This window comes from Roseibium sediminis (assembly GCF_008711325.1).
GTDB classification, from domain to species: Bacteria; Pseudomonadota; Alphaproteobacteria; order Rhizobiales; family Stappiaceae; genus Roseibium; species Roseibium sediminis.
In genome coordinates, this window is record NZ_VXDB01000039.1 from 1 (window position 1) to 19734 (window position 19734).

The window sequence follows — 19734 nt, forward strand, 5'->3', positions numbered from 1 at the left end:
TGAAGCCAGTGAATCAGAAATCATCCAACAGCGCGAGGTTTTTGCGGGTGTCCAGCTGGGATTGCTCCTCAACTGATAGAGCCGCGCTATCTGCCGCATAAGAGATACCGGCTGAAGCGCCAAGAACGAAACAAAGGCAGGTGCGTAATCCGATCCGAAACCCGTATTCAAATATTCGTCGGAACATCCACTTTTCCCATAATCATATGAGTGAATCACCAGTTCACCCCGAAAATTCAAAGAACAACATAATTCACACTATTCTTCAGCTACACCTCTACCATCTCTATTTCTGCTGTCGCATGCAGTAACGGCAAACCTCAGAACAACCCCTCGCGGCAAAAATTAGACCATCAGTTCCAAAATTTATTTATACTTTGGCGAACTTGGATCGCAAAATATCCATCACATTACTATTCGGTTCTGACGACACCCGCGGACTATATCACTCGCGGTAGGCTGCCACCCACTAGCAGGCCAATACCACCTAATACCCAGGCATGTTTTGAACTCATTTTTTGAAGAGGTAACATAGGGAGAAAAGCAGCCCTAAAATGACAATTGTCCCTGCCAACCATTTCCCTAGCTCGCCAGGAAAAACGACACTTGCAAGTATACCCACGAAAAGGGCTAGAACGCCTATAGCACCTGTATCTGCTACTTTCTCAGGTTTTAGTGGTTCAAACATTTCCCACCTCAATTGCTAGAAGTGTTATCATTAAAGGCTTCTACCAATTCATCCGGTACACATGCCCTACACCACATACGCACCTCCGATGAACCCCGGCCCAATACATATCTATAGTAATTCTACATCACTCTGCGTCTGTACTATTATTCACCATTATTCCTTATCCTAACTATCAGCAGGTATATATAATACACCGACACTAAAACTAGTAATAAAAGCATTTTTCCGAGATAATAATTCTCTCTATTGGATGAAAAACAATACATCAATAGGAATGCTATCCATAAGAATACCGCTATAACTATATTTCTTTTTAATTTTTTATTTCTACCTTCACCTGAACTCAAAACCCTATCCCGCCCTGCTTATATTTATTTTCTCGTCATTTATCTAGGCTCTACTTTGCGAACTACATTAAATTACCATCACAGCCATCCGCATAATTCCTCCCAAGCGTCGTCAGGCCCATCTTGCGGAAAAACCGGTCCGATTTGGCAGCATCAAATTCTGATGCCACGTAGAAGAACAACGCATCCACCCCATCGTCTTCTTCTGCTCGAGCTGCAGTTTAGCGATCTGAGTTGAAAGGGAAAGACCTGCTCTCTAAACGTGCGCAATTGGCCGAAAAAGGCCAGCACGAAACGACACGCTCGGATTGATGCTGTTTGTGCTGGTCCATTCGGCAGACATTCAGGATCGGGACGGTGCGCCCGGTGTTCTTCAAGCCTTCCGCTACCGGTTCCCATGGCTGCGGCATGTGTTTGCCGATGGAGGCTACACAGGCGACAAACTCCGTGCCGCCTTGGTGGGCAACGGCAACTGGACAATAGAGATCATCAAACGTTCCGATGTCGCCAGAGGCTTGCACGTCCTGCCACGACGATGGGTGGCGGAACGCACATTCGGATGGTTCGGACGGTGCCACAGGCTGGCAAAAGACTGGAAACTTCAATCGAAAGCTCTACTGCATGAACCTATATTGCAAGCATCCGCGTCATGACACGCAGGCTCGCAACCTATTGTCTTATCTCATGAACTTTTGAATCGGGCTCTCAGACATCATCAAACTCCTGCTCAGGAGCTTGAATCAAACTACAACTGATTTGCATAGCCATTTTATGGGTCCGAAGCCCAAATGGAGCCTTTAATTTTACCGCCCACAACTTTTACCCCCTAGTTTTTTTGATGAAATTTTTCACCTGATTAAACCAATAGCACAATAAAACTATATTATAAAATATGAAAGTATATGACGTAGTATATGACGGAAGAAAAATAGAACTCAGATATACTGCCATTGCCATAATAAAAATCGACACAAACATGTTGAATATTAACTCTAGCAATGCCACACTACTCTCCATTGCGAAATTTCAGACCGACCACAAAGTTGCTTTTTCGCCTCTCTACAGCCAAACCGCATAGTTCCCCCCAAGTGTCGTCAGGCCCTTCTTGCGGAAAAACCGGTCCGATTTGGCTGCGTCAATCTTCGAAGTCACGTAGAACATCAGCGCATCCGCCCCCATCGTCTTCTTCTGCTCGAGCTGCAGTTTAGCGATCTGAGTTGAAAGGGAAAGACCTGCTCTCTAAACGTGCGCAATTGGCCGCAAAAGGCCAGCACGAAACGACAAGACGATTTTCGAAGGGAGCATGTATCGGGGAGGGAAGAGTGGTGCCCAGAGCCGGAATCGAACCAGCGACACGCGGATTTTCAAGCTCGAAATTCTGACAAAAAATCAGAGACTTGATAAGTCCGAGAATGTCAAACTCGCGACACAAAAACAAATAGTTAGAGGGAAAGTGTCAAACTGCCTTTTCGCGTCCTTGGAGGATTTCTCATGAGGAGCCAACCCAATTCCCCGTCGCGCCGGAAGTCGACTTCCAAACGCATGCAGTTTGCAATGGTACCCGCTCTTGCCATTACCGACAGTCGATTGAAGAGCATCGATATTCGCGTTTTGGCGGCACTGGCAATCAACGCCGACAAGGATGGGCTTGTCGTACGTTCCCAAATTCGTCTTGCTAACGAACTTGGCATTGCCCGCTCAACGCTGCAACGCTCACTGGACTGCCTCAAGATTGCGGGCTGGCTTACAGTCGAACATCAGTCTCGGCCTGATGGTGGAACGTGTTCGTGTCGATACTTCATTCAACGCGATCATGATCCAGAATCCAGTTCCAACGCTGCCGATTTTGAGGCAGGTCATGCCGCCTGTGGAGTGCAGCCCCTGCCGCCATCGCACGGCATGCAAAAGAACAGACACAATAAAACCAAACCCAAAAAACCAAAGGATGGGAACAAGCGGAATACCTACGCTAAACCACTGCGATTTATCAGCCAGACGATCCTTGAAGGCACTGAAGAGGAAAAGCAGGCCGAACGACGAGTTTATGTCGACATGGTCAGCGAAAAGCTGAGGCGCATAGGTCTGGACTTGGATACGATACCGAACTCGCAAGCGGGCAGCGTACTTCAATCCTGGTATGATCAAGAGTTTCACCCGGAGCTAGATGTTGTTCCCAAGGTGGCTGAGCTCCTGTTGCAGATGACAGCCCCGCCACGGTCGCTGGCGTATTTCACGAGTGCCATACGTAACTCGCACCTAACCCGCGCGAAGTTTGAAGCTGATGCACTGCCCGACGACATCCAATCGATGAGAGCAGCGATTGAAATTCGTTCAGCAGAATTGATGTGTGAACTGGCACTGAAAAACTTCTGAGTTCAACCGGATACCACACGCCCCCGTGCCGGTCTTATCGGCGCGGGTCCTTCCGGGGAAAATAATCGCTCAGGGGGGACATTTGCGGCGTTGGACGCTTGGACACGTAGTATTTCTCTGCAGGCGTTATGTTTATGTTGTTGTTTATGTTTCGGGGCTACTACGCATTTCTTTCAACGCTGACCCAATTTGCCAACAACCAATTGAGTTCGCGGGTCCTTTCGAGCACTTTGGCATACCAAGGGGGTATTCGCGGCGGTGGGCTGTTTAAACGCACATTGCTCCTTCGAGGTGTCAGGTTCTTTGTCAGGGTCATGTCTCATAACATTTACTCCCGAGTTACCTCCCAAACAGTTCAAATATCGAATCTTGACCAGCTGAGGATATGAAACAGCGGCTCGACGTGTAACGTAACGATATCTCAAAAACCCGCCATTAGGATTAGCGGGTATTATTTGGAGATATTATCGGTGCCACTCGCTACCCGTGTGCCTGCCATTTGCATTGCAATATTTGCCGCCGTCGGTGTCATTGCATTGGCGCTATCATCGCTGGAAACGCAGTCTATCGCTCGACCTGAAACGCCGGAGCTTGCAACTCCTGTCGCTCTCGGCGCCGCGGCATTCGAAGGTTCGGACTTCGGTGGGCTGAGTATGGACACGCTCGAAAGCCATGCCTTGCCGTGGCGACTTGTAGCAGCAGCGCTGGTGCTAAAGGAAAAAGATCGAACGCCTTTGGCTGCAGTTTCGATAGACACCCTAAATACCATTCTATCGCGGTTCGGATTTCTGACCACAGCGGAACCCATCAATCGCCCTGACGGGGTCAAACCAAACAATCGCCAGTTACCGCTGGGCTTCACTTATGGATACCTCTCTCCGATTGGCGGATCGAAACTTCTTGTTTCGAATCTCGGCTGCCCTGCATGTCATGGTGGCGTCACCTATGATCAACACGGCGATCCAAGGCCAGATAAAGCATGGCTTGGCATGCCAAACACCTCCATAAACATTGAGGGTTTTGTTCAGGAAGTGTTTGTCGCCATTAGGGGGCAAATCGACAAACCGAGTGAACTTCTCGCCACGGCCAGATTACTCTTCCCTGAGATGGATTGGCGCGAGGAACTTACCTTGCGTTGGCTAGCCATTCCTGCCGTCCGAGACAAAATCTCAACCCTCGAAGAAAAGACATCCCCGCTTCCCTTTCCAAATGGGTTACCCGGGGCAACTAATGGTGTTGCAGCTCTTAAACATCAGCTTGAGGTGCCTTTGCTTGCAGGGGGCATTGGCGACAACGGAATAGTGTCTGTTCCTGAACTTGGAGGTCATGTTTGGCGCTCAAGCTTATTAGCGGATGGCGCTTATGCTCCGCAGGGCCGCGACCGACAACGGCCATTAAAAAAAACTGACATCGACGAACGCCATCTAGGCTCCTTGGCTTACCTCACGACGTTCTTCACAATTCCGAGTATGGGCGTCTCTCCCTCGCAAGCCCATAATTTCCGGAAGGATGCGGAAGCAATATTCACTTTTCTGGCGAGCACCTACAAACCACAAGGTTTTCCTGGGCCAATTAACCTCACCAAGGCAAGGCTTGGACATGCCACGTATGAAAGGGATTGCGCCAGTTGTCACGGCTCATATGACTGGACAAACCAACGACCCGAACTTTCACTTTTTCCAAATTGGCTAGGTGACGTCGGAACAGATCCCTTGAGGGCGCAGTCTTTTACAAAACAGCTCGCAGATGCAGTCGCCTCGACACCATATGGAAAAATTGTCTCGGCAAAACCGACTGGTCAATATGCCGCCCCGCCATTATCAGGCATCTGGGCATCCGCTCCGTATCTTCACAATGGTTCTGTGCCTTCGCTTTGGCAGCTTCTGACGCCATCAGACCGTCTCGAAATCTTCAAGATTGGTGGTCATGCACTGGATTTTTCGAAAGTCGGGTTAAGGCACACCGAAAACGGTGACTATCCTGAAGCGTACGCTCCATTTTCCGAGCCGGTCTGGTATGAAACCCATCGCTCCGGTCAGAGTAATGGTGGTCACAATCAAGGTATAAACCTGAAAGCCGACGACAAGCTGGACCTGATTGAGTTCCTCAAGCTGTTGTAGACCTTGGTCACCCAAACTCCAATTATCTACGTTACGATCTGGTCCAGCGACAATCGCGCTCTCTCGGGACGAGCGACTCCTTGAGGCAGATGCCCGAACAAAAATGCTGAATAGATCTCTCGATCTTCGGGTAAATCCATTTTCCGCTGGAGCGTCTTTCGGGAATTGAGATCATCCGCCAGTGCTGCCAACACGTTGGCAACAAACCCGGCCTTTTCGACCTCCAGCCAATGACGGTAAAAACGTCTGCCACTGGATATCGGGTTTTCTCCGACGGGCCTATGCAGGACCATGAGGCCTGCTGCGTTTTCGAACCGGTTAGCGTCGGAGACCAAAGGTCGTGCCAATCCGACCGTCTGCAGCCAACCGAACGGACGCCTTAGCAGAATTGATGCCGCAAACGCCTCAAGCCGATTCATCTGCATCGCGTCAGCGTTGAGGCCATCAAGTGACCATCGGGGGTGGCTTCGGGAAAATCGCATCCACGAAACCAACTCGCCCCTAAAGCCTCGACCCGACATGAAGTTGAGGCTCGCCTGATCGGACAGCTCAGCAACCTCCCCCAAATCCGCCGGGTCGTTGAACACATGACAATCAGCCCCTGCCAATCGGGCAGCTGAATCCCGCATTTTTCGCGTTGAAGTTTGAAATTTTCCACGCCAGGAAAACCGGCTTTCGACAAACGACGAAAGAGGGTCTTCTGCGTCTCCATCTTCGAACTCGATCAGTCCAAGATAGTGAAGGCCTGGCACCTCGATAAGTGTTGAAGCAGGGTGAAATTTGACCGTCTTCCCATATTTTGATGCGGCGAGGTTGATGCCCTCCAGAGCAGCTCCAGCGCTCATTAAAGCATCATGATTCTCCGGATCGCCGTGAGGCAGTCGGCACCGCGTGTCCAGAAACATCTGAAGACCGTGCTCTTCGATCTTCCACCGCACGGGCTGCACGTTATGCACACTCGGAGCAAGGCTTGCCTCGCGTATGAAGTCGTGTAGTGGCAGGGTCGTCATGACAGAGACTTCTTGAAGAGGTGAAGACGGTGCAGTGGTTTGGCGCCCAGTTTTTCCACCTGCCTCAAGCTTGGCTTGTTCGCGTCCGCAATCCACGTGACACCGAGCTGGCGGTACCCTGCCCCCTTCAAGGCAGACACCGTTTGATCTAGAATTGCTCCCATGATTCCGAGCCCATGCTGAGCGGAGGCAACGGAATAGAAAATGATCACTGCCCGGTGACGGCCAAGACGATACTTCAGGTAGTGAAAAGGCGTCGAAATACCAAATTTTGAACGTGTAGCTTTCAAAAATCCATTTAAGTCCGGAATGCAGATCACAACGCCCACCGGCCTTCCATCCAGTTTGACCACGGACGACAGACGTGGATCCAGAATTGTCATCATTTCGCCCGCCTGAAAGATGAACTCTTTCGGAGTCAGCGGGACGAACATCGGGTTTTGCTCGAAACCGTCATTCAATACGGCCCGCGCTTCTTCCATCCGCTGTTTGAACCCCTTCTTTTCGACTTCCTGAAAGGTGTAGCGAGAGGCATCCGGCAATTCCTTACCTGTGAATGTAGCCTCTGCAAGATCAACCTCGAAGGTCGTCATCGGGAAGTAGGGCTCAAAGCAATTTTCTCGAAGCAGCTGCGGAATGTGCTGCGGGTTCTGAACCATGTCGGTGTAACCGGGTTTCTCGAAACCGTCTGTCTGCACCCCGCACTGCTGCATGGCGGTCAAATTGAAGTTTCCGGCAATCTCGCTCATTCCCTGCTCGCGAGCCCACGTTTCCGCACTCTGGAGCAAAAGACGCGCTGTCTCACTGCAGTTTCGGCAGTCAAAGAAACCGAAGCTTGCCTGTTCTGTCTGGTGCCTAGTATTGGACGCATGATGGATATGAACGACGATCCGACCAACTGCCGTGCCGTTTTCAAAAGCGGTCAGATAGGTAAAATCCTCAGAACCTGAAAAGAGCGGATTTTGCTCAGACAGCATTTTTCGCAGGTCTGCCTTCATGGGCGAAACGTAATGCTCTTTTTCGCCATACACATTGAATGGCACCGAAAAGAAGCCCTCGAAATCACGCTCGCGTATTTCAATCATCTGTTTTTCCAACTCTGGACATCAATTCAAGGAGACGTTGGACGACAGAGAGTTCCACATCCGTATCGGGCTCTCCGGTCAAACTCGGCAAATTCAACACCACCAACTGAAAGGGCGCGTCTCCCGCAAAAATAGCGTGCGTAGCGTTGTACTTTCCAAGCAACCAACCGACCTGCTCGGCAACACTGCCATCAGCCCCCTTCATAGATCTGGAAGCTGTCACGATCTTAGTCCGGCGAAGGTGGTCACGAAGGCTTGCATCAAAATCGCCAAGGTCGCCCTCTTCGAGCAAAAGCGGATGGGCTACCAGCCGATGTTCCTGTAACCCTTGAAGAAACAGCTTTACATCAGCCCCATCATGACGGGCCATGTACTGCATAAGACTGCTTCTCTCATCATCTTCGACATGTGCCTTTGCTTCCGCGCGCACCTGAAGAAGAAGCCCCGTACTCAGAATAATCGCACCCGACTGGACCATTTGGGGCCAATCCAATCCTGCAATAATGCCAATCGTCGCAATGGCAACTCCGCTCCCGACAACAAAAAGGAGCATAGAATAGACAATTTGAATGTGGTGAACGCGGACCCTGTTGAGGCTGAGCGACAGCCAGCAAAGGAAAAGAATGGCAACTCCCGAGAGACGAACGGGAAAATCAAGAATACCGATCCGAAAGTCACTGATGGCAAAGGGGATGATCAACAAAAGAGCCCAGGACAGGCGATCAATGATCCGGTTCTCACCGGCTTCGAGTTCAGACCTGTCGCGGATGACGACCCAGGCACCAATTGCGATGATGGAAATAACCTGAAAGACCAGCAGGCCAATCATGATGCTGGAGTTCAGATAGAGGGCTTCAAAAGGGGCCCCAAGGACGAAAACCACGGCACCAGCGGTTGCAAAAAATTTGAAGACGAGAGGTGCATGCCGACGCATCAAGCCTTCGCTGAGCAACAGCATGGACAAGGGCACCAGCCCAGCAGAGGCCATATTGAGAATTCGGAAAAGGCTCAAATCGGTGACCCAATAGAGCACACGGGTCGCCATCAGGCAGATCAGAGCCTGAATGACGAAACCAAACCGTCGGTTGATCCATTCCGCGCGCTCGGCCTTTCGCATGCTGAAGTACAGGATCAGCAGCCCGGCAATGGCCGCGACAGAGACGAAACTGTCCGCAACAAGGGTGGCTGACATCATCAGGTGCCCATCATGTTCGACAAGAACCTGCGCACCAGGGGACGAAGTAAACTTGCAGCAATTGCACTTCGAGGATGTTCGATACGACCAGAATAGGGATTTAGGAACCAGCCGCGACAGTCCGCACCGTGCTTGTTTCCAAGCACACCATTGATCACTTCATAGGCCATCAGCATGCCGGTCGTGAGCACCATGGGTGCAAAAGACATGCGGCTTCTTTTTCCTGCAGCAACTTCGCCAGCAACAGTCAGATCGACATGACTTCTGGACGAAGAGTGAATTACCACATATTCGAGCTCACGCAAAAACGCTTCAGATCGCTGGTCAGCCGTTATTGCATTCCAAGGCGTGTCGGGAGTTGGGTAGCCTAGACGCTGTTCAGGGGCAGGATCGCTTGGCCGCGTTACATAGATGGATGGAAGTGGTGATGCATAGGCGTCAATAACCGTCTTTCCGTGCACCTTTGCGGTGCGATAGAGAAGAAGGGATGCAGCCAAATCATCGGTACCATTGACGATGATCAAACTTTCAGACACGCACTCTTCTACGGCACTGGTCCAGCCTTCATCGAGCACCTTCAGTTCGACCTCAGGATTGATCCGGCGACAGATCTCCGCCGTCGCATGCGCCTTGTGTTGACCAACCGTGTCCATGAAGGCGAATGCTTGGCGGTTCATATTGGATATTTCGAATTCATCAATATCCGCCAGAATCAACCTGCCGATGCCCGCGCGCACCAACGCAAAGACACAGGCCCCACCCATGCCTCCCGTTCCACATACGAACACCGTAGCATCGCGAAGGTTTTGCTGCTCCTCGGCGCTAACAAAGCCTATATTGCGGGTTGTGAACTCTGAATAATCGAAACCTGTCATGTGTTTCTCGCACGCAATCTGCGCCATGGCCGGGAAGTATCAAACCAGTAAATGATGGGAAGAAGCACGCGCTGCAGCGATATGAAAAACGCGGCGGCGCCAACGACCAGAACAGACCGACGCGGGACAGACTTCATCAGATAGTCTTTAGAAGCGAGAATATCCATTCTGCCGATTTGCAGAAAATCATCCCCGCGTTCGTAATCGAGACTGTCCTTGCAGAAGGAGTTGTATTTCTCGTCCCGGTGCTTCTGCGCCACGTCAAAGGATTTCTTCAGGTCTTCAGATCCGCCCGTGTAAGCATTGCCGATTACAAAACGCGCTTCATCAAACTCGGCTTCCGCCCCCACTCCAAAGACATGCCGATGATTGGCCATGATTTCCCGGGCCAGCAGAAGGTGCTCGATGCTTCTTCGACTTCGATCATCGGGTTGCGGATAAACTGCTGAAAAAGTCTCTGCGACCATTCCGACAATTGCCGGAACCTGCGTCACATTCGAAATCCAGAACGGCCTCAATTGATTGCGCAGTAAAAACAACAGGCAAGTCAGACCATAGAGCACCCACGACAAACCACGCGACCGCTGCCCGGGATCAACCATTACTAGTCCCAGATGCAGTACGGTTGCGGTCGCACTGCCATGCGCCACTTCCATGACCGCCAAAGCATTAAAGGCAATCGGCTGCCCGGAAGACCGGTCCCGGATCAAGGTAATGACGGTATCTCTCAGTCCACTCCCGTCCGCCTTGAACACGCCATAGGTCAAAGACCCCCGAGCCAGCGTCTTGGAAGCAACGGAAATCAGAGCTTCGCGCAGTTCCTGAAGCTCATCTTGAGTCATCCACCTGCCGGGAAACTCGACTATGCGCGTTTCATGATCCTTGGACGTTAGAAGAACAAGATCGAGATGATCTTTTGAAAATGTCTTTTTAAAAGCCTCGTACATCCGAAACGATCTTTAAAACTCTGAAATCTTCTTTTCAGGCCCAAATGCACCAAATGGCTGAACCCTCAGCGCGATTGATAATCATTACAATAAAAGAATTACCTTTGCGTTATGTGCTGTTGATTTTAGGGGCGATGCCAATCTCCGCCTTAAACTTCATATTGACAACTTTTCCGAGAATGATTGACAGCTCTGCATAACCGGGACAAATATAACCCTTTAATTTCAATCGGTTCTTTCAGAGATGTCGTCAGTAAACTTTGATCATCTTAAACCTTTGAATCCGCAGCTGCACCGTCTTGGTGTGTTGGCGGAACGGTTCTTCGCGCAAGATGCTAATACATCTATTATGAAAAGTCGGCAGTTTGCTGAATTGATGGTCAAGGAAGTGGCTGCCCTTTCCGGCGACTATCGCCCCGAAGAACAGGAAACCACAGCAAATCTGCTCAAAAGGCTCTCGGCGCAGCAAATCTTGCCGGAAGAAGTGGCGCGTGTTTTTCATGCGGTTCGCAAGCAAGGCAATGAGGCAGCACACGAATATGTGGGCACGCCAGGACAAGCTCTCTCGGCCCTGAAACTCTGCCGCGCCCTTGGCGTCTGGTACAGAAGGTCATTTGGACGCGACCCAAACTTCAAGCCGGGCCCGTTCGTTCCACCCAGAGATCCGGAAGTTGCCGACGACGGACTGAAATCCGAATTGCTTCGCTTGCGATCTGAAGTCAAAACAAGTGCGGCAAAGCTCGCTCAAACGGAAGCGGAAGCTGAAGAGCTTCGTGTGGCAAAGGCTGCGCTTGAAGAACTGGCGCAACAGGCGAGCGAAGAGAGCGCGGTTTGGGAGCAGTCCGCTCTCGAACAGGAAGCAACAAAGGCAGAGCTGGAGAAAAAGCTTGCTGAGCTTCAAGCCAAGGCAAAAGCTGAGCCTGATCAGGTCCTGCGGGAACGTAAAAACGCAGGCCGCGAAGCCGCCAGCAAGATCGAACTGGACGAGCGGGACACCCGCCTTCTCATTGATCTGCAATTGATCGAGATGGGCTGGGAAGCTGATAGCCAGCAGCTGAGTTTCTCAAAGGGAACTCGCCCGGAAAAGGGACGAAATCTGGCAATATCCGAATGGCCGACGGATACAGGTCCCGTGGATTATGCGCTCTTTGTTGGCTTGATTTGCGTTGGTGTTGTTGAGGCAAAACGCGAGGCCGCCGATGTTCCCGGCGTTCTGACCCAAGCGCAGCGCTATGCCAAATGCATCAAGCTGGCCCCTGAAAACGCCGCTCCGGATGGTCCCTGGAAGCATGGCCTTGATGATCCGTACCGCGTGCCATTTGCATTTGCGACCAACAGTCGTCCCTACGTTCGCCAATGGAAAACAAAATCAGGCATCTGGTATTGCGATCTGCGCCGAACCAGCAATCAACCGGACGCTTTGCCGCAATGGTTTGCCCCCAAGGACCTGTTGGCCAAGCTGGAAACCGATATTGATGCATCGCATGATGCTCTGGAAGAAGAAGCCTTCGGCAAGGGCAAGCTCCGCCCTTATCAGGAAGAGGCGATCTCAGCCATTGAGGACGCTGTCAAAGGCGGTCAACGCGACATCCTGATTTCAATGGCAACCGGGACCGGAAAAACCCGAACCAGCATTGCCCTCATGTATCGGTTGCTGAAGCACTCCCGCTTCCAGCGCATCTTGTTTCTGGTGGATCGGAAGGCGCTCGGCAAACAGACCGAAGACGCCCTCAAGACCACTGAAATTGAAGCGCTGCGCAACTTTTCCCAGATCTACGGTTTTGCCGGGCTGGAACAAAAACTCCCAGAGCCGGAGCAGCGGGTTCAGATCGCAACGGTCCAGTCGCTGATTGCACGGATCATGGGCACCGATGATCCCTCTGGCCGCCCGACACCTGGCACCTATGACTGCATCATCGTCGACGAAGCTCACCGGGGTTACACGCTTGACGCCGAGCTGAGAGAGACGGATATCGTCTTCCGCAATCTGGATGACTACCAGTCCGCATACCGGCAGGTCCTGGATTATTTCGACGCCGTGAAAATCGCGCTCACAGCAACACCTGCGTTGCACACCCGCGAGATTTTCGGACACCCGGTCTTTCACTACGGCTACCGACAGGCGGTGATTGAAGGCTATCTGATTGATCATCTCCCGCCAAAACGGATCACGACAGCGCTTGCTGAAGCCGGGATCACGTTCAAGGGTGGCGAAGAGGTCGAAATCATCGACCGCAGGACCGGCGCAACCGAGCTCTTCGAGCTACCTGACGACGTTGATCTTGAATACGATCTCGCGGCTTTTAATCGAAAGGTCTATTCAGAGAACTTCAACCGAACGGTCTGTCAGGCGCTGGCACAGGAAATTCCACCCGACAGTCCCGGAAAGACGCTTATCTTTGCTGCAAGAGACGATCACGCCGATGACGTTGTCCGCCTGCTCATCCAAGAGCTGAAGGAAGAATATGGCGACGATGCCGTGCCACAGGGCATGGTCCAGAAAATCACCGGGAAGACGGACAACGGGAACTCGCAACCTCATATCCTGAGGTTCAAGAACGATCCGTTGCCCAAATACGTGGTCACCGTGGATCTGCTGACAACCGGCGTCGATGTCCCTTCCATCTGCAATCTGGTGTTCCTGAGGCGTGTCAGAAGCCGCATTCTGTATGATCAGATGATTGGCCGCGCCACACGCCTCTGCCCGGAAATCGGCAAGGAGCATTTCCGGATTTACGACGCCGTCGATGTCTATGCCGAACTGCAGGAAATGTCCGACATGCGCCCGGTCGTCGTCAAACCGGATATCTCGCTTGATCAACTGCTGACCGATCTTGAAAACGCGCCTGACAAGGACGATCGGGATTGGGTTGCCGGACAAGTGATCGTCAAGATGCGCAAGCTGGCGGGCCAGATTGACGAGGAAACGCGCACCAGTTTCGAGCGGCACACAGGCCAGACACCTGAAGACGCAGTGGAGGCCCTCTCCACCAAGGCGGGCGAAGAGGTACAAAACTGGCTGAAAAAATACCCGCGCGCTGCGGAACTGCTGCAGCGCAAGCCGGTTCGAAAGACGTCGCCAGACGACAGTGTCACCATCTCGACCCACGAAGACGAACTCCTGCGCATCGAGGAGATCTTCGGCAAGAACACCCGGCCCGAGGATTATATCGAGGGTTTCGAGCGGTTTGTGCGCCAGAACATGAACACCATCCCGGCGTTGATTGCAGTGACGCAGAAGCCGCGCGATTTAACCCGCAAGGAACTGTCGGAACTTGCAGCCCTGCTGGACGAGGAAAACTATTCGGAGTCCATGCTCCGAGCGGCCTATGGCAAGGCACGAAACGCTGATATTGCGGCCCATATCATTGGCTTTGTGCGTCAGGCAGCTCTGGGCGATCCGCTGGTGCCCTACAGCCAGCGCGTGGACGCGGCGATTGAAAAGATCGAACGCTCCCGCGACTGGACAAAGCGCCAGAAGGACTGGCTGCGCCGCATTGGCCGCGCCTTGAAGGACAAGCCCGTCGCAGACCCGACCTTGCTGGATCAGGGCGTCTTCGCCGACAAGGGCGGATTTGCCCGCATCACCCGAGAATTCGACGGCGATCTCGACGCGGTCCTGCACGAATTCAACGAAGCAATCTGGGGGACATCTGCCGCCTGAGCTGGCAATGTGCCGAAAGAGCCGGTATCCCCCGTTTCACACATAAAACAAAAGCCGTGGACACCCGATGAACGCCAATTCCATTGTCCAAAAACTCTGGCGCCTTTGCTCCGTCCTGCGCAAGGATGGCATCACCTATCAGCAATATGTCACCGAGCTGACGTATCTGCTGTTCCTGAAGATGATTAGCGAACGCACGAAGAGTGGCCAGCTAAAGGAAACGGACCTTGTTCCCGAAGCCTATCGCTGGGAAGCGCTGGTAAAGGCCGAGCCGCTGCAAAAGCTGCGTGTCTATCGTGAGGCCCTGACCAAGCTGGGGGATCCGGAAGCCGATGTGCCGCGTATGGTGCAGAAGATCTTCGACAATGCCTCCACCTTCATCCGCGAACCGCAGAACCTGACCACAATCGTCACCGCCATCGACGAACTGGACTGGTTTTCCGACGAGCGCGACCAGTTCGGCGATCTTTATGAAGGCCTGCTGCAGAAAAACGCGGAAGAAACCAAGCGCGGTGCCGGGCAGTATTTCACACCCCGTGTGCTGATTGATGTGCTGGTGCGGTTGATGCAGCCAAAACCCGGTGAAATCATTCAGGACCCGGCCTCCGGCACCGGCGGTTTTCTGATTGCCGCCGACAAGGCCATGCGGGCCGAAACGGACGACTATTTTGATCTTTCGGCAAAACAGCAGGAATTTCAGAAGAAGCTGGCCTTTCGCGGGCTGGAGAACGTACCGGGCACGCTTCGCCTCCTCCTCATGAACCTTTACCTGCATGATCTGGACAGCGACCATATTGATCTCGGCGACACCCTGTCCGACAGGGGAACGGCACTCGGCAAGGCGGACCTGATCCTGACCAACCCGCCCTTTGGTCCAGCTGGCGGCGCGCCAACGCGCGGCGATCTGACGGAAACCGCCAATGTCTCTTCCTATCAACTGCCCTTTGTCGAGCACTGCATCCGCGCCCTCACCCCCGGAGGCCGGGCGGCGATTGTTGTCCCGGACAATGTGCTGTTTGAAGATGGACGCGGCAAGGCGCTGCGCCAGATGCTGATGAACTGGTGCGACCTGCACACCATCCTGCGCCTGCCCACCGGCATCTTCTATGCGCAAGGCGTGAAGACCAACGTCATTTTCTTCACACGCGGCAAGACCGAGACCAACACCACTGACGAGGTCTGGTTCTATGACCTTCGGGCGCAAATGCCAAAATTCGGCAAGACCAACCAGCTGAACACCGATCATTTTGTCGAGTTCGAAAAAGCGTTTGGCGGTGATCCGCACGGCAAGGAGCGCGGGGAAGATCAGGGTGAGGAAGGCCGCTGGCGTTGCTTTACCCGCGAAGAGATTGCCGCGCGTGGCGACAATCTGGACATTTCCTGGCTGCGCGAGGAAGAGGAGGAAGCTGAAGACGGTCTCACCGAGCCGGAAGACATTGCCGTCGCCATCCTCGGCCACCTTCAATCGGCTATGTCCGAGATCGAAGCGCTCTCCGCAGAGCTGGAAGACCCGCAAACCGTCACCGCATCCGAGGCGGCGGAATGAGCGTTGGGGAGATTTTCGGGCGCACTATCCAGCTCTTTCTGGTGGATGGCAAGCCGACAGGCCTGCGCAAGGCCACCATTCACGGCTGGACGGGCATGCTGTTCGTCAGCGGGGCTTCGGCCTTTGGGGCCTTGACTGCCCGCGAAGAGGTAGACCGCACCGGCATTTACATTCTCGCCGGTCCCGACCCGGATCAGGCGGGGCGCACACGGGTCTATGTTGGCTCCGGCAACTCCGTTGCAGAGCGTATTCGCCAGAGCGCGGTGCAGCGGGAGTTTTGGGAAACCGCCATCACCATCACCACCAGCGATGATGACCTGTCCAAAGGCCATGCGGAATATCTGGAAGCGCGGCTGATCGAGCTGACCCATCAGGCCGGGCGTGTGGCGCTGGACAACGGCACCCAGCCGGAAACGGGCCGACGCCGCCTGCCGGAAGCTGACCGGGCGAACATGGAACAGTTCCTCGCCAACCTGAAGATTATCCTGCCGGTCATCGGCCTCGACATGCTGAAGCCGCAGCCAAGGGCCGTCAGCGAGACGCAGAAACCGGTGGCCGAGCGCACAAGCGGCGAAGTGCAATTTGAAATCCGCCACAAGAGCGGCGTGACTGCCACCGCCGTGGAAGAAGACGGGGAGTTCATCGTGCTGGAAGGCTCGGAAGCGGTAGCCGATGCAGGTTATGCTCACAACAGCTATGCAGCTTTGAAACAGAAGCTGATCGAGGATGCCGTGTTGGTCCCCTCGGATGGAAAGTTGAATTTTTCCCGGCCCTGGTCTTTCTCCAGCCCGTCAGCCGCCGCATCAATCGTGCTGGACCGCAACAGCAATGGACGAACCGATTGGAAGGTGAAGGGCGAGAAGAAAACCTATCACGATTGGCAACAGACCGAAGCTGCCCGGCAGGAGGGTGCAGAATGAGCTTTTCTGAAAATGTAGCGGAACTCGTTACTCGCTCTGAAAGTCGTCTAGTGCAGTGCGCACCTCATTGGGAGCGTGTTGAACTCGGAGCAGTTGCTTCAATTTCCAATGGTCATCCTTGGAAATCCGACGGCTTCAAATCGGGCAACGGCGTCCCAGTTATTCGAATTAGAAATGTCGTTTCCGGATCCACCGAAACGTTCTTCGATGGTCAAATCGTTGAAGGATATTGGGTACACAGAAACGATTTGCTAGTAGGAATGGACGGTGACTTTAACTGCAATCTTTGGGAAGGCCCCAAAGCACTTCTCAATCAACGAGTATGTAAAATAGATGCTCTGGAGAACCACTATAATAAGTACTTTTTACGAAAAGCACTACCTCCGTATCTTTCGCTAATCAACAAAAATACTTCCTCAGTTACGGTTAAGCATCTTTCATCTAAGACATTAGCACAAATACCGCTCCCTCTCCCCCCCCTTGCCGAGCAGAAGAGGATTGTGGCGAAGCTGGATGCGTTGAGCGCCCACTCCGCCCGCGCCCGCAAAGACCTCGCCCGCATCGACAGCCTCGTCACCCGCTACAAACAAGCCATCCTCTCCAAGGCGTTTTCGGGGGAGTTGACGACGGATTGGCGAATAGTACGTTCCGACGACGCTGCCGGCTGGCTTTCCACGATGATTGGTAATGAAGCTGATCTGCGTCTAGGAAAGATGCTTGATAAAGCGAAAAATAAAGGTGAATCCACTCGCTATCTGCGAAACATAAACGTTCGTTGGGGATCCTTCGACCTGTCAGATCTGCTCTCGATGAAAATGACCGACGAAGAGCGGTCGAAATTTGATGTGAAAGATGGTGACCTGATGGTTTGCGAAGGCGGCGAACCTGGCAGGTGCGCAGTCTGGCAGGGCGGAGCGACCGAAATTTCCTTCCAGAAAGCGCTTCTACGCGTTCGTACCAAAGCTAATCTAGATGCAAATTTCCTCTACCATCAAATAACTTGGCTTGCACAGATCAAAGAACTCGATCGGCATTTTACGGGGACAACGATTAAGCACCTGCCTCAAACAGCACTGGCGAGGGTGCCTTTGCAACTCGCGCCTTTAGCCGAACAAAAAGAAATCGTCCGCCGTATCGAGAGTGCGTTTGACAAAATCGACCGGCTGGCGGCGGAGGCGAAGCGGGCGTTGGAGCTGACGGACAAGCTGGACGAGGCCATTCTCGCCAAGGCGTTTCGCGGCGAGCTTGTACCGCAAGACCCCACCGACGAACCCGCCTCCACCCTCCTCGCCCGCATCAAAGCCAACCGCGCCGCTGCCCCCAAGCCAAAACGGGGCCGGGGGAAGAGGGTTTAGGTTTTCAAGATATCACAGGAAACAAGGGTAATTCGCGTGACGCAGTTCTCGCTCGCAAGTCTTTATGAAATCTCCCGTCGCTGGTCTCAGCGGAATTCACCGGAAGCATTGACGTCCGACATACCGATCAAACAGCTGCCTCGCACCAGATATGACGGCAACAACAGTTACAACGGCTTTTCTGCTGACGAGCGCAAGCGCACGGAACAGGTGATGCAGGTGCTGCGCCGTAAAGGGTTTCTGTCGACCAAGGCCGGATGTTCCCTGTGCGGCTCGACCGAGCGAACGCAGTTTCACGCGGAAGACTATCTCGACCCCTTTGCGGCCACACCCATCTGCGGCCCCTGCCACATGACCCTGCACCAGCGCTTCAACAAACCGAACAGGTGGCTGGAGCGCCTGGACCGGTTTTCGGACAGTCCGTTCATTGCTGAATTTCGGGTCCTGCCAATGGAGCAGGTCGATTTCGCAACGTGGCTGCGGGAGAACACCGACGGCCCCCACGACCCCGTTCGCGCAGTTTGGCCCGACCGGGACATTCCGGACTACAGCCCCAAGGCAAAACCACTTCCGCAAGCTGCGACGAGCGCTCCGAAAACCTCCATGAAAGCAGAAACTCCACGCGGCCCCAGACCCCCGATCGGCTTTTTTCAATGCGGCCTCGAGATCGGGACGCGGCTGACTTTCAGGCCCGCACCCGAGGAAGACATCACTGTCCATACAAACAGAACCCTTTTGTGGCGCGGTAGGGAGCTGTCCTTGACAGCGCTCACCAATAGTCTTGCGAAAGAGTATGGCGTTTCCAATGACCGAAACCGGCATTGGTTTGTCGGTGACGTAAGCCTCAGCGATATCTATGACGCCACCTACGGCCCCAAAGCCGCAAGTGCCGAGGGTGATATCAGCGATGCGTGAAGGCCACGCAGACGAAAGTGATCCCCGGCATCGCAAGCAGGATGCATGCATGAGTTTTGATGAGGCAGACGACAAGTACCGCCGTGCGCTGCGTGATCTGATACAGCCCGTCGCAGAAAAGTTGTCACGCAAGACCATTCGGTATTTGCGTCAAATCGATCCGGGAGATAGCTGGGTTGATACGAGCCAGGAGCTTAACCTGTGGGATCTCATCTGCCTCGACAAGGAGTTCTCCGACATCGGGCTTTACGAATATTACGATGAAATGATCACAAACATCGTCGAGGGCTATGTTGGCGAACTGCCCTCCGCGGAGAAAGTGGCATTGTGGCTGCAGACAGATGAGGCAATGGAGTGGCTTTATCCAGAGGGTGGCCAAGAAAGCTCGGAAAAACCGGATCCGGACCCAAATGCCATTGCCCGATACATCAAGGATGAATTTGTCTATCCGGAAGTAAGCGCCAACCCGTCCCGACGTGCGGGGCTCGTCTACGAACGGGACATTTCCCCCGGGCACTAACCTCCCCGAAAGCCGCCGCTTGAGCGGCTGCCGAAACCGCCTCGGGACGCCACGGAGGTGCGGGTCTGCACTTTCGCGGGTTTTGGCGGCGTCTTGACGGCGTCGTCGTAGGTTCGCCAGCTGGACACCCGCAAAAACCCAATGATTTTGGCTTGGCCTTTTAGGAGCAGC

General features: G+C 53.4%; 13 protein-coding genes and 1 pseudogene. 9 read left to right on the forward strand and 5 right to left on the reverse strand.

Annotation, left to right across the window (positions count from 1 at the left end; genetic code table 11):
- Positions 1 to 1310 precede the first annotated feature (1310 nt).
- The 3 genes and pseudogenes from F0155_RS21640 to F0155_RS21650 form a co-directional block, all read left to right on the forward strand.
- Positions 1311 to 1663: pseudogene (locus tag F0155_RS21640) on the forward strand (transposase); the annotation flags it as partial.
- 917 nt (positions 1664 to 2580) lie between these two features.
- Positions 2581 to 3411 carry a helix-turn-helix domain-containing protein gene (locus F0155_RS21645; protein ID WP_161599875.1) on the forward strand — a complete coding sequence of 277 codons (831 nt, stop codon included), beginning with the start codon at positions 2581 to 2583 and terminating at the stop codon, positions 3409 to 3411.
- A gap of 470 nt (positions 3412 to 3881) precedes the next feature.
- The gene (locus F0155_RS21650; protein ID WP_150526658.1) at positions 3882 to 5531 is read left to right on the forward strand and encodes a c-type cytochrome; all 1650 of its coding nucleotides are present in this window, start codon (positions 3882 to 3884) and stop codon (positions 5529 to 5531) included.
- A gap of 26 nt (positions 5532 to 5557) precedes the next feature.
- On the opposite strand, the gene F0155_RS21655 is transcribed toward F0155_RS21650, so the two are convergent.
- From F0155_RS21655 to F0155_RS21675, 5 genes are read right to left on the reverse strand one after another with little or no spacing between them, the layout of a single operon-like run.
- The gene (locus F0155_RS21655) at positions 5558 to 6541 is read right to left on the reverse strand and encodes a hypothetical protein (protein ID WP_150526659.1); all 984 of its coding nucleotides are present in this window, start codon (positions 6539 to 6541) and stop codon (positions 5558 to 5560) included.
- Positions 6538 to 7626 (reverse strand): GNAT family N-acetyltransferase, encoded by a 1089-nt coding sequence (locus tag F0155_RS21660; RefSeq protein ID WP_150526660.1) that lies wholly within the window; start codon positions 7624 to 7626, stop codon positions 6538 to 6540. The genes F0155_RS21655 and F0155_RS21660 overlap by 4 nt, the downstream gene beginning before the upstream one ends.
- A complete protein-coding gene (locus F0155_RS21665; RefSeq protein ID WP_150526661.1) occupies positions 7619 to 8821 on the reverse strand; it encodes a hypothetical protein in 1203 nt (400 codons plus the stop codon). The genes F0155_RS21660 and F0155_RS21665 overlap by 8 nt, the downstream gene beginning before the upstream one ends.
- Positions 8821 to 9696, reverse strand: a complete 876-nt coding sequence (locus F0155_RS21670; RefSeq protein ID WP_150526662.1) for a HesA/MoeB/ThiF family protein — start codon at positions 9694 to 9696, stop codon at positions 8821 to 8823. Before F0155_RS21670 ends, F0155_RS21665 begins: the two co-directional genes overlap by 1 nt.
- A complete protein-coding gene (locus F0155_RS21675; RefSeq protein ID WP_208999410.1) occupies positions 9693 to 10538 on the reverse strand; it encodes a hypothetical protein in 846 nt (281 codons plus the stop codon). The genes F0155_RS21670 and F0155_RS21675 overlap by 4 nt, the downstream gene beginning before the upstream one ends.
- A gap of 349 nt (positions 10539 to 10887) precedes the next feature.
- Between F0155_RS21675 and hsdR the strand changes: the two genes are divergently transcribed.
- From hsdR to F0155_RS21705, 6 genes are all read left to right on the forward strand, one after another.
- Positions 10888 to 14307 carry a type I restriction-modification system endonuclease gene (hsdR, locus tag F0155_RS21680; RefSeq protein WP_150526664.1) on the forward strand — a complete coding sequence of 1140 codons (3420 nt, stop codon included), beginning with the start codon at positions 10888 to 10890 and terminating at the stop codon, positions 14305 to 14307.
- A 67-nt stretch (positions 14308 to 14374) separates the two neighbouring features.
- Entirely contained in the window at positions 14375 to 15853 is a 1479-nt protein-coding gene (locus F0155_RS21685; protein ID WP_150526665.1) for a class I SAM-dependent DNA methyltransferase, read from the forward strand.
- Entirely contained in the window at positions 15850 to 16773 is a 924-nt protein-coding gene (locus F0155_RS21690) for a GIY-YIG nuclease family protein (RefSeq protein WP_150526666.1), read from the forward strand. Before F0155_RS21685 ends, F0155_RS21690 begins: the two co-directional genes overlap by 4 nt.
- Positions 16770 to 18128: a restriction endonuclease subunit S gene (locus tag F0155_RS21695; protein WP_150526667.1), complete on the forward strand. Its 1359-nt coding sequence runs from the start codon at positions 16770 to 16772 to the stop codon at positions 18126 to 18128. Before F0155_RS21690 ends, F0155_RS21695 begins: the two co-directional genes overlap by 4 nt.
- 36 nt (positions 18129 to 18164) lie before the next feature.
- Positions 18165 to 19043, forward strand: coding sequence for a hypothetical protein (locus F0155_RS21700; RefSeq protein WP_150526668.1), 879 nt, complete (start codon positions 18165 to 18167; stop codon positions 19041 to 19043).
- 49 nt (positions 19044 to 19092) lie between these two features.
- Entirely contained in the window at positions 19093 to 19563 is a 471-nt protein-coding gene (locus F0155_RS21705) for a hypothetical protein (protein ID WP_150526669.1), read from the forward strand.
- Positions 19564 to 19734 lie beyond the last annotated feature (171 nt).

Coding starts and splice junctions, on each gene's coding strand:
- F0155_RS21670 (WP_150526662.1), bottom strand. CDS start 9,696: ATGACAGGTTTCGATTATTCAGAGTTCACAACCCGCAATATAGGCTTT.
- F0155_RS21655 (WP_150526659.1), bottom strand. CDS start 6,541: ATGACGACCCTGCCACTACACGACTTCATACGCGAGGCAAGCCTTGCT.
- F0155_RS21695 (WP_150526667.1), top strand. CDS start 16,770: ATGAGCTTTTCTGAAAATGTAGCGGAACTCGTTACTCGCTCTGAAAGT.
- F0155_RS21685 (WP_150526665.1), top strand. CDS start 14,375: ATGAACGCCAATTCCATTGTCCAAAAACTCTGGCGCCTTTGCTCCGTC.
- F0155_RS21645 (WP_161599875.1), top strand. CDS start 2,581: ATGCAGTTTGCAATGGTACCCGCTCTTGCCATTACCGACAGTCGATTG.
- F0155_RS21705 (WP_150526669.1), top strand. CDS start 19,093: ATGAGTTTTGATGAGGCAGACGACAAGTACCGCCGTGCGCTGCGTGAT.
- F0155_RS21690 (WP_150526666.1), top strand. CDS start 15,850: ATGAGCGTTGGGGAGATTTTCGGGCGCACTATCCAGCTCTTTCTGGTG.
- F0155_RS21660 (WP_150526660.1), bottom strand. CDS start 7,626: ATGATTGAAATACGCGAGCGTGATTTCGAGGGCTTCTTTTCGGTGCCA.
- hsdR (WP_150526664.1), top strand. CDS start 10,888: ATGTCGTCAGTAAACTTTGATCATCTTAAACCTTTGAATCCGCAGCTG.
- F0155_RS21675 (WP_208999410.1), bottom strand. CDS start 10,538: ATGACTCAAGATGAGCTTCAGGAACTGCGCGAAGCTCTGATTTCCGTT.
- F0155_RS21665 (WP_150526661.1), bottom strand. CDS start 8,821: ATGATGTCAGCCACCCTTGTTGCGGACAGTTTCGTCTCTGTCGCGGCC.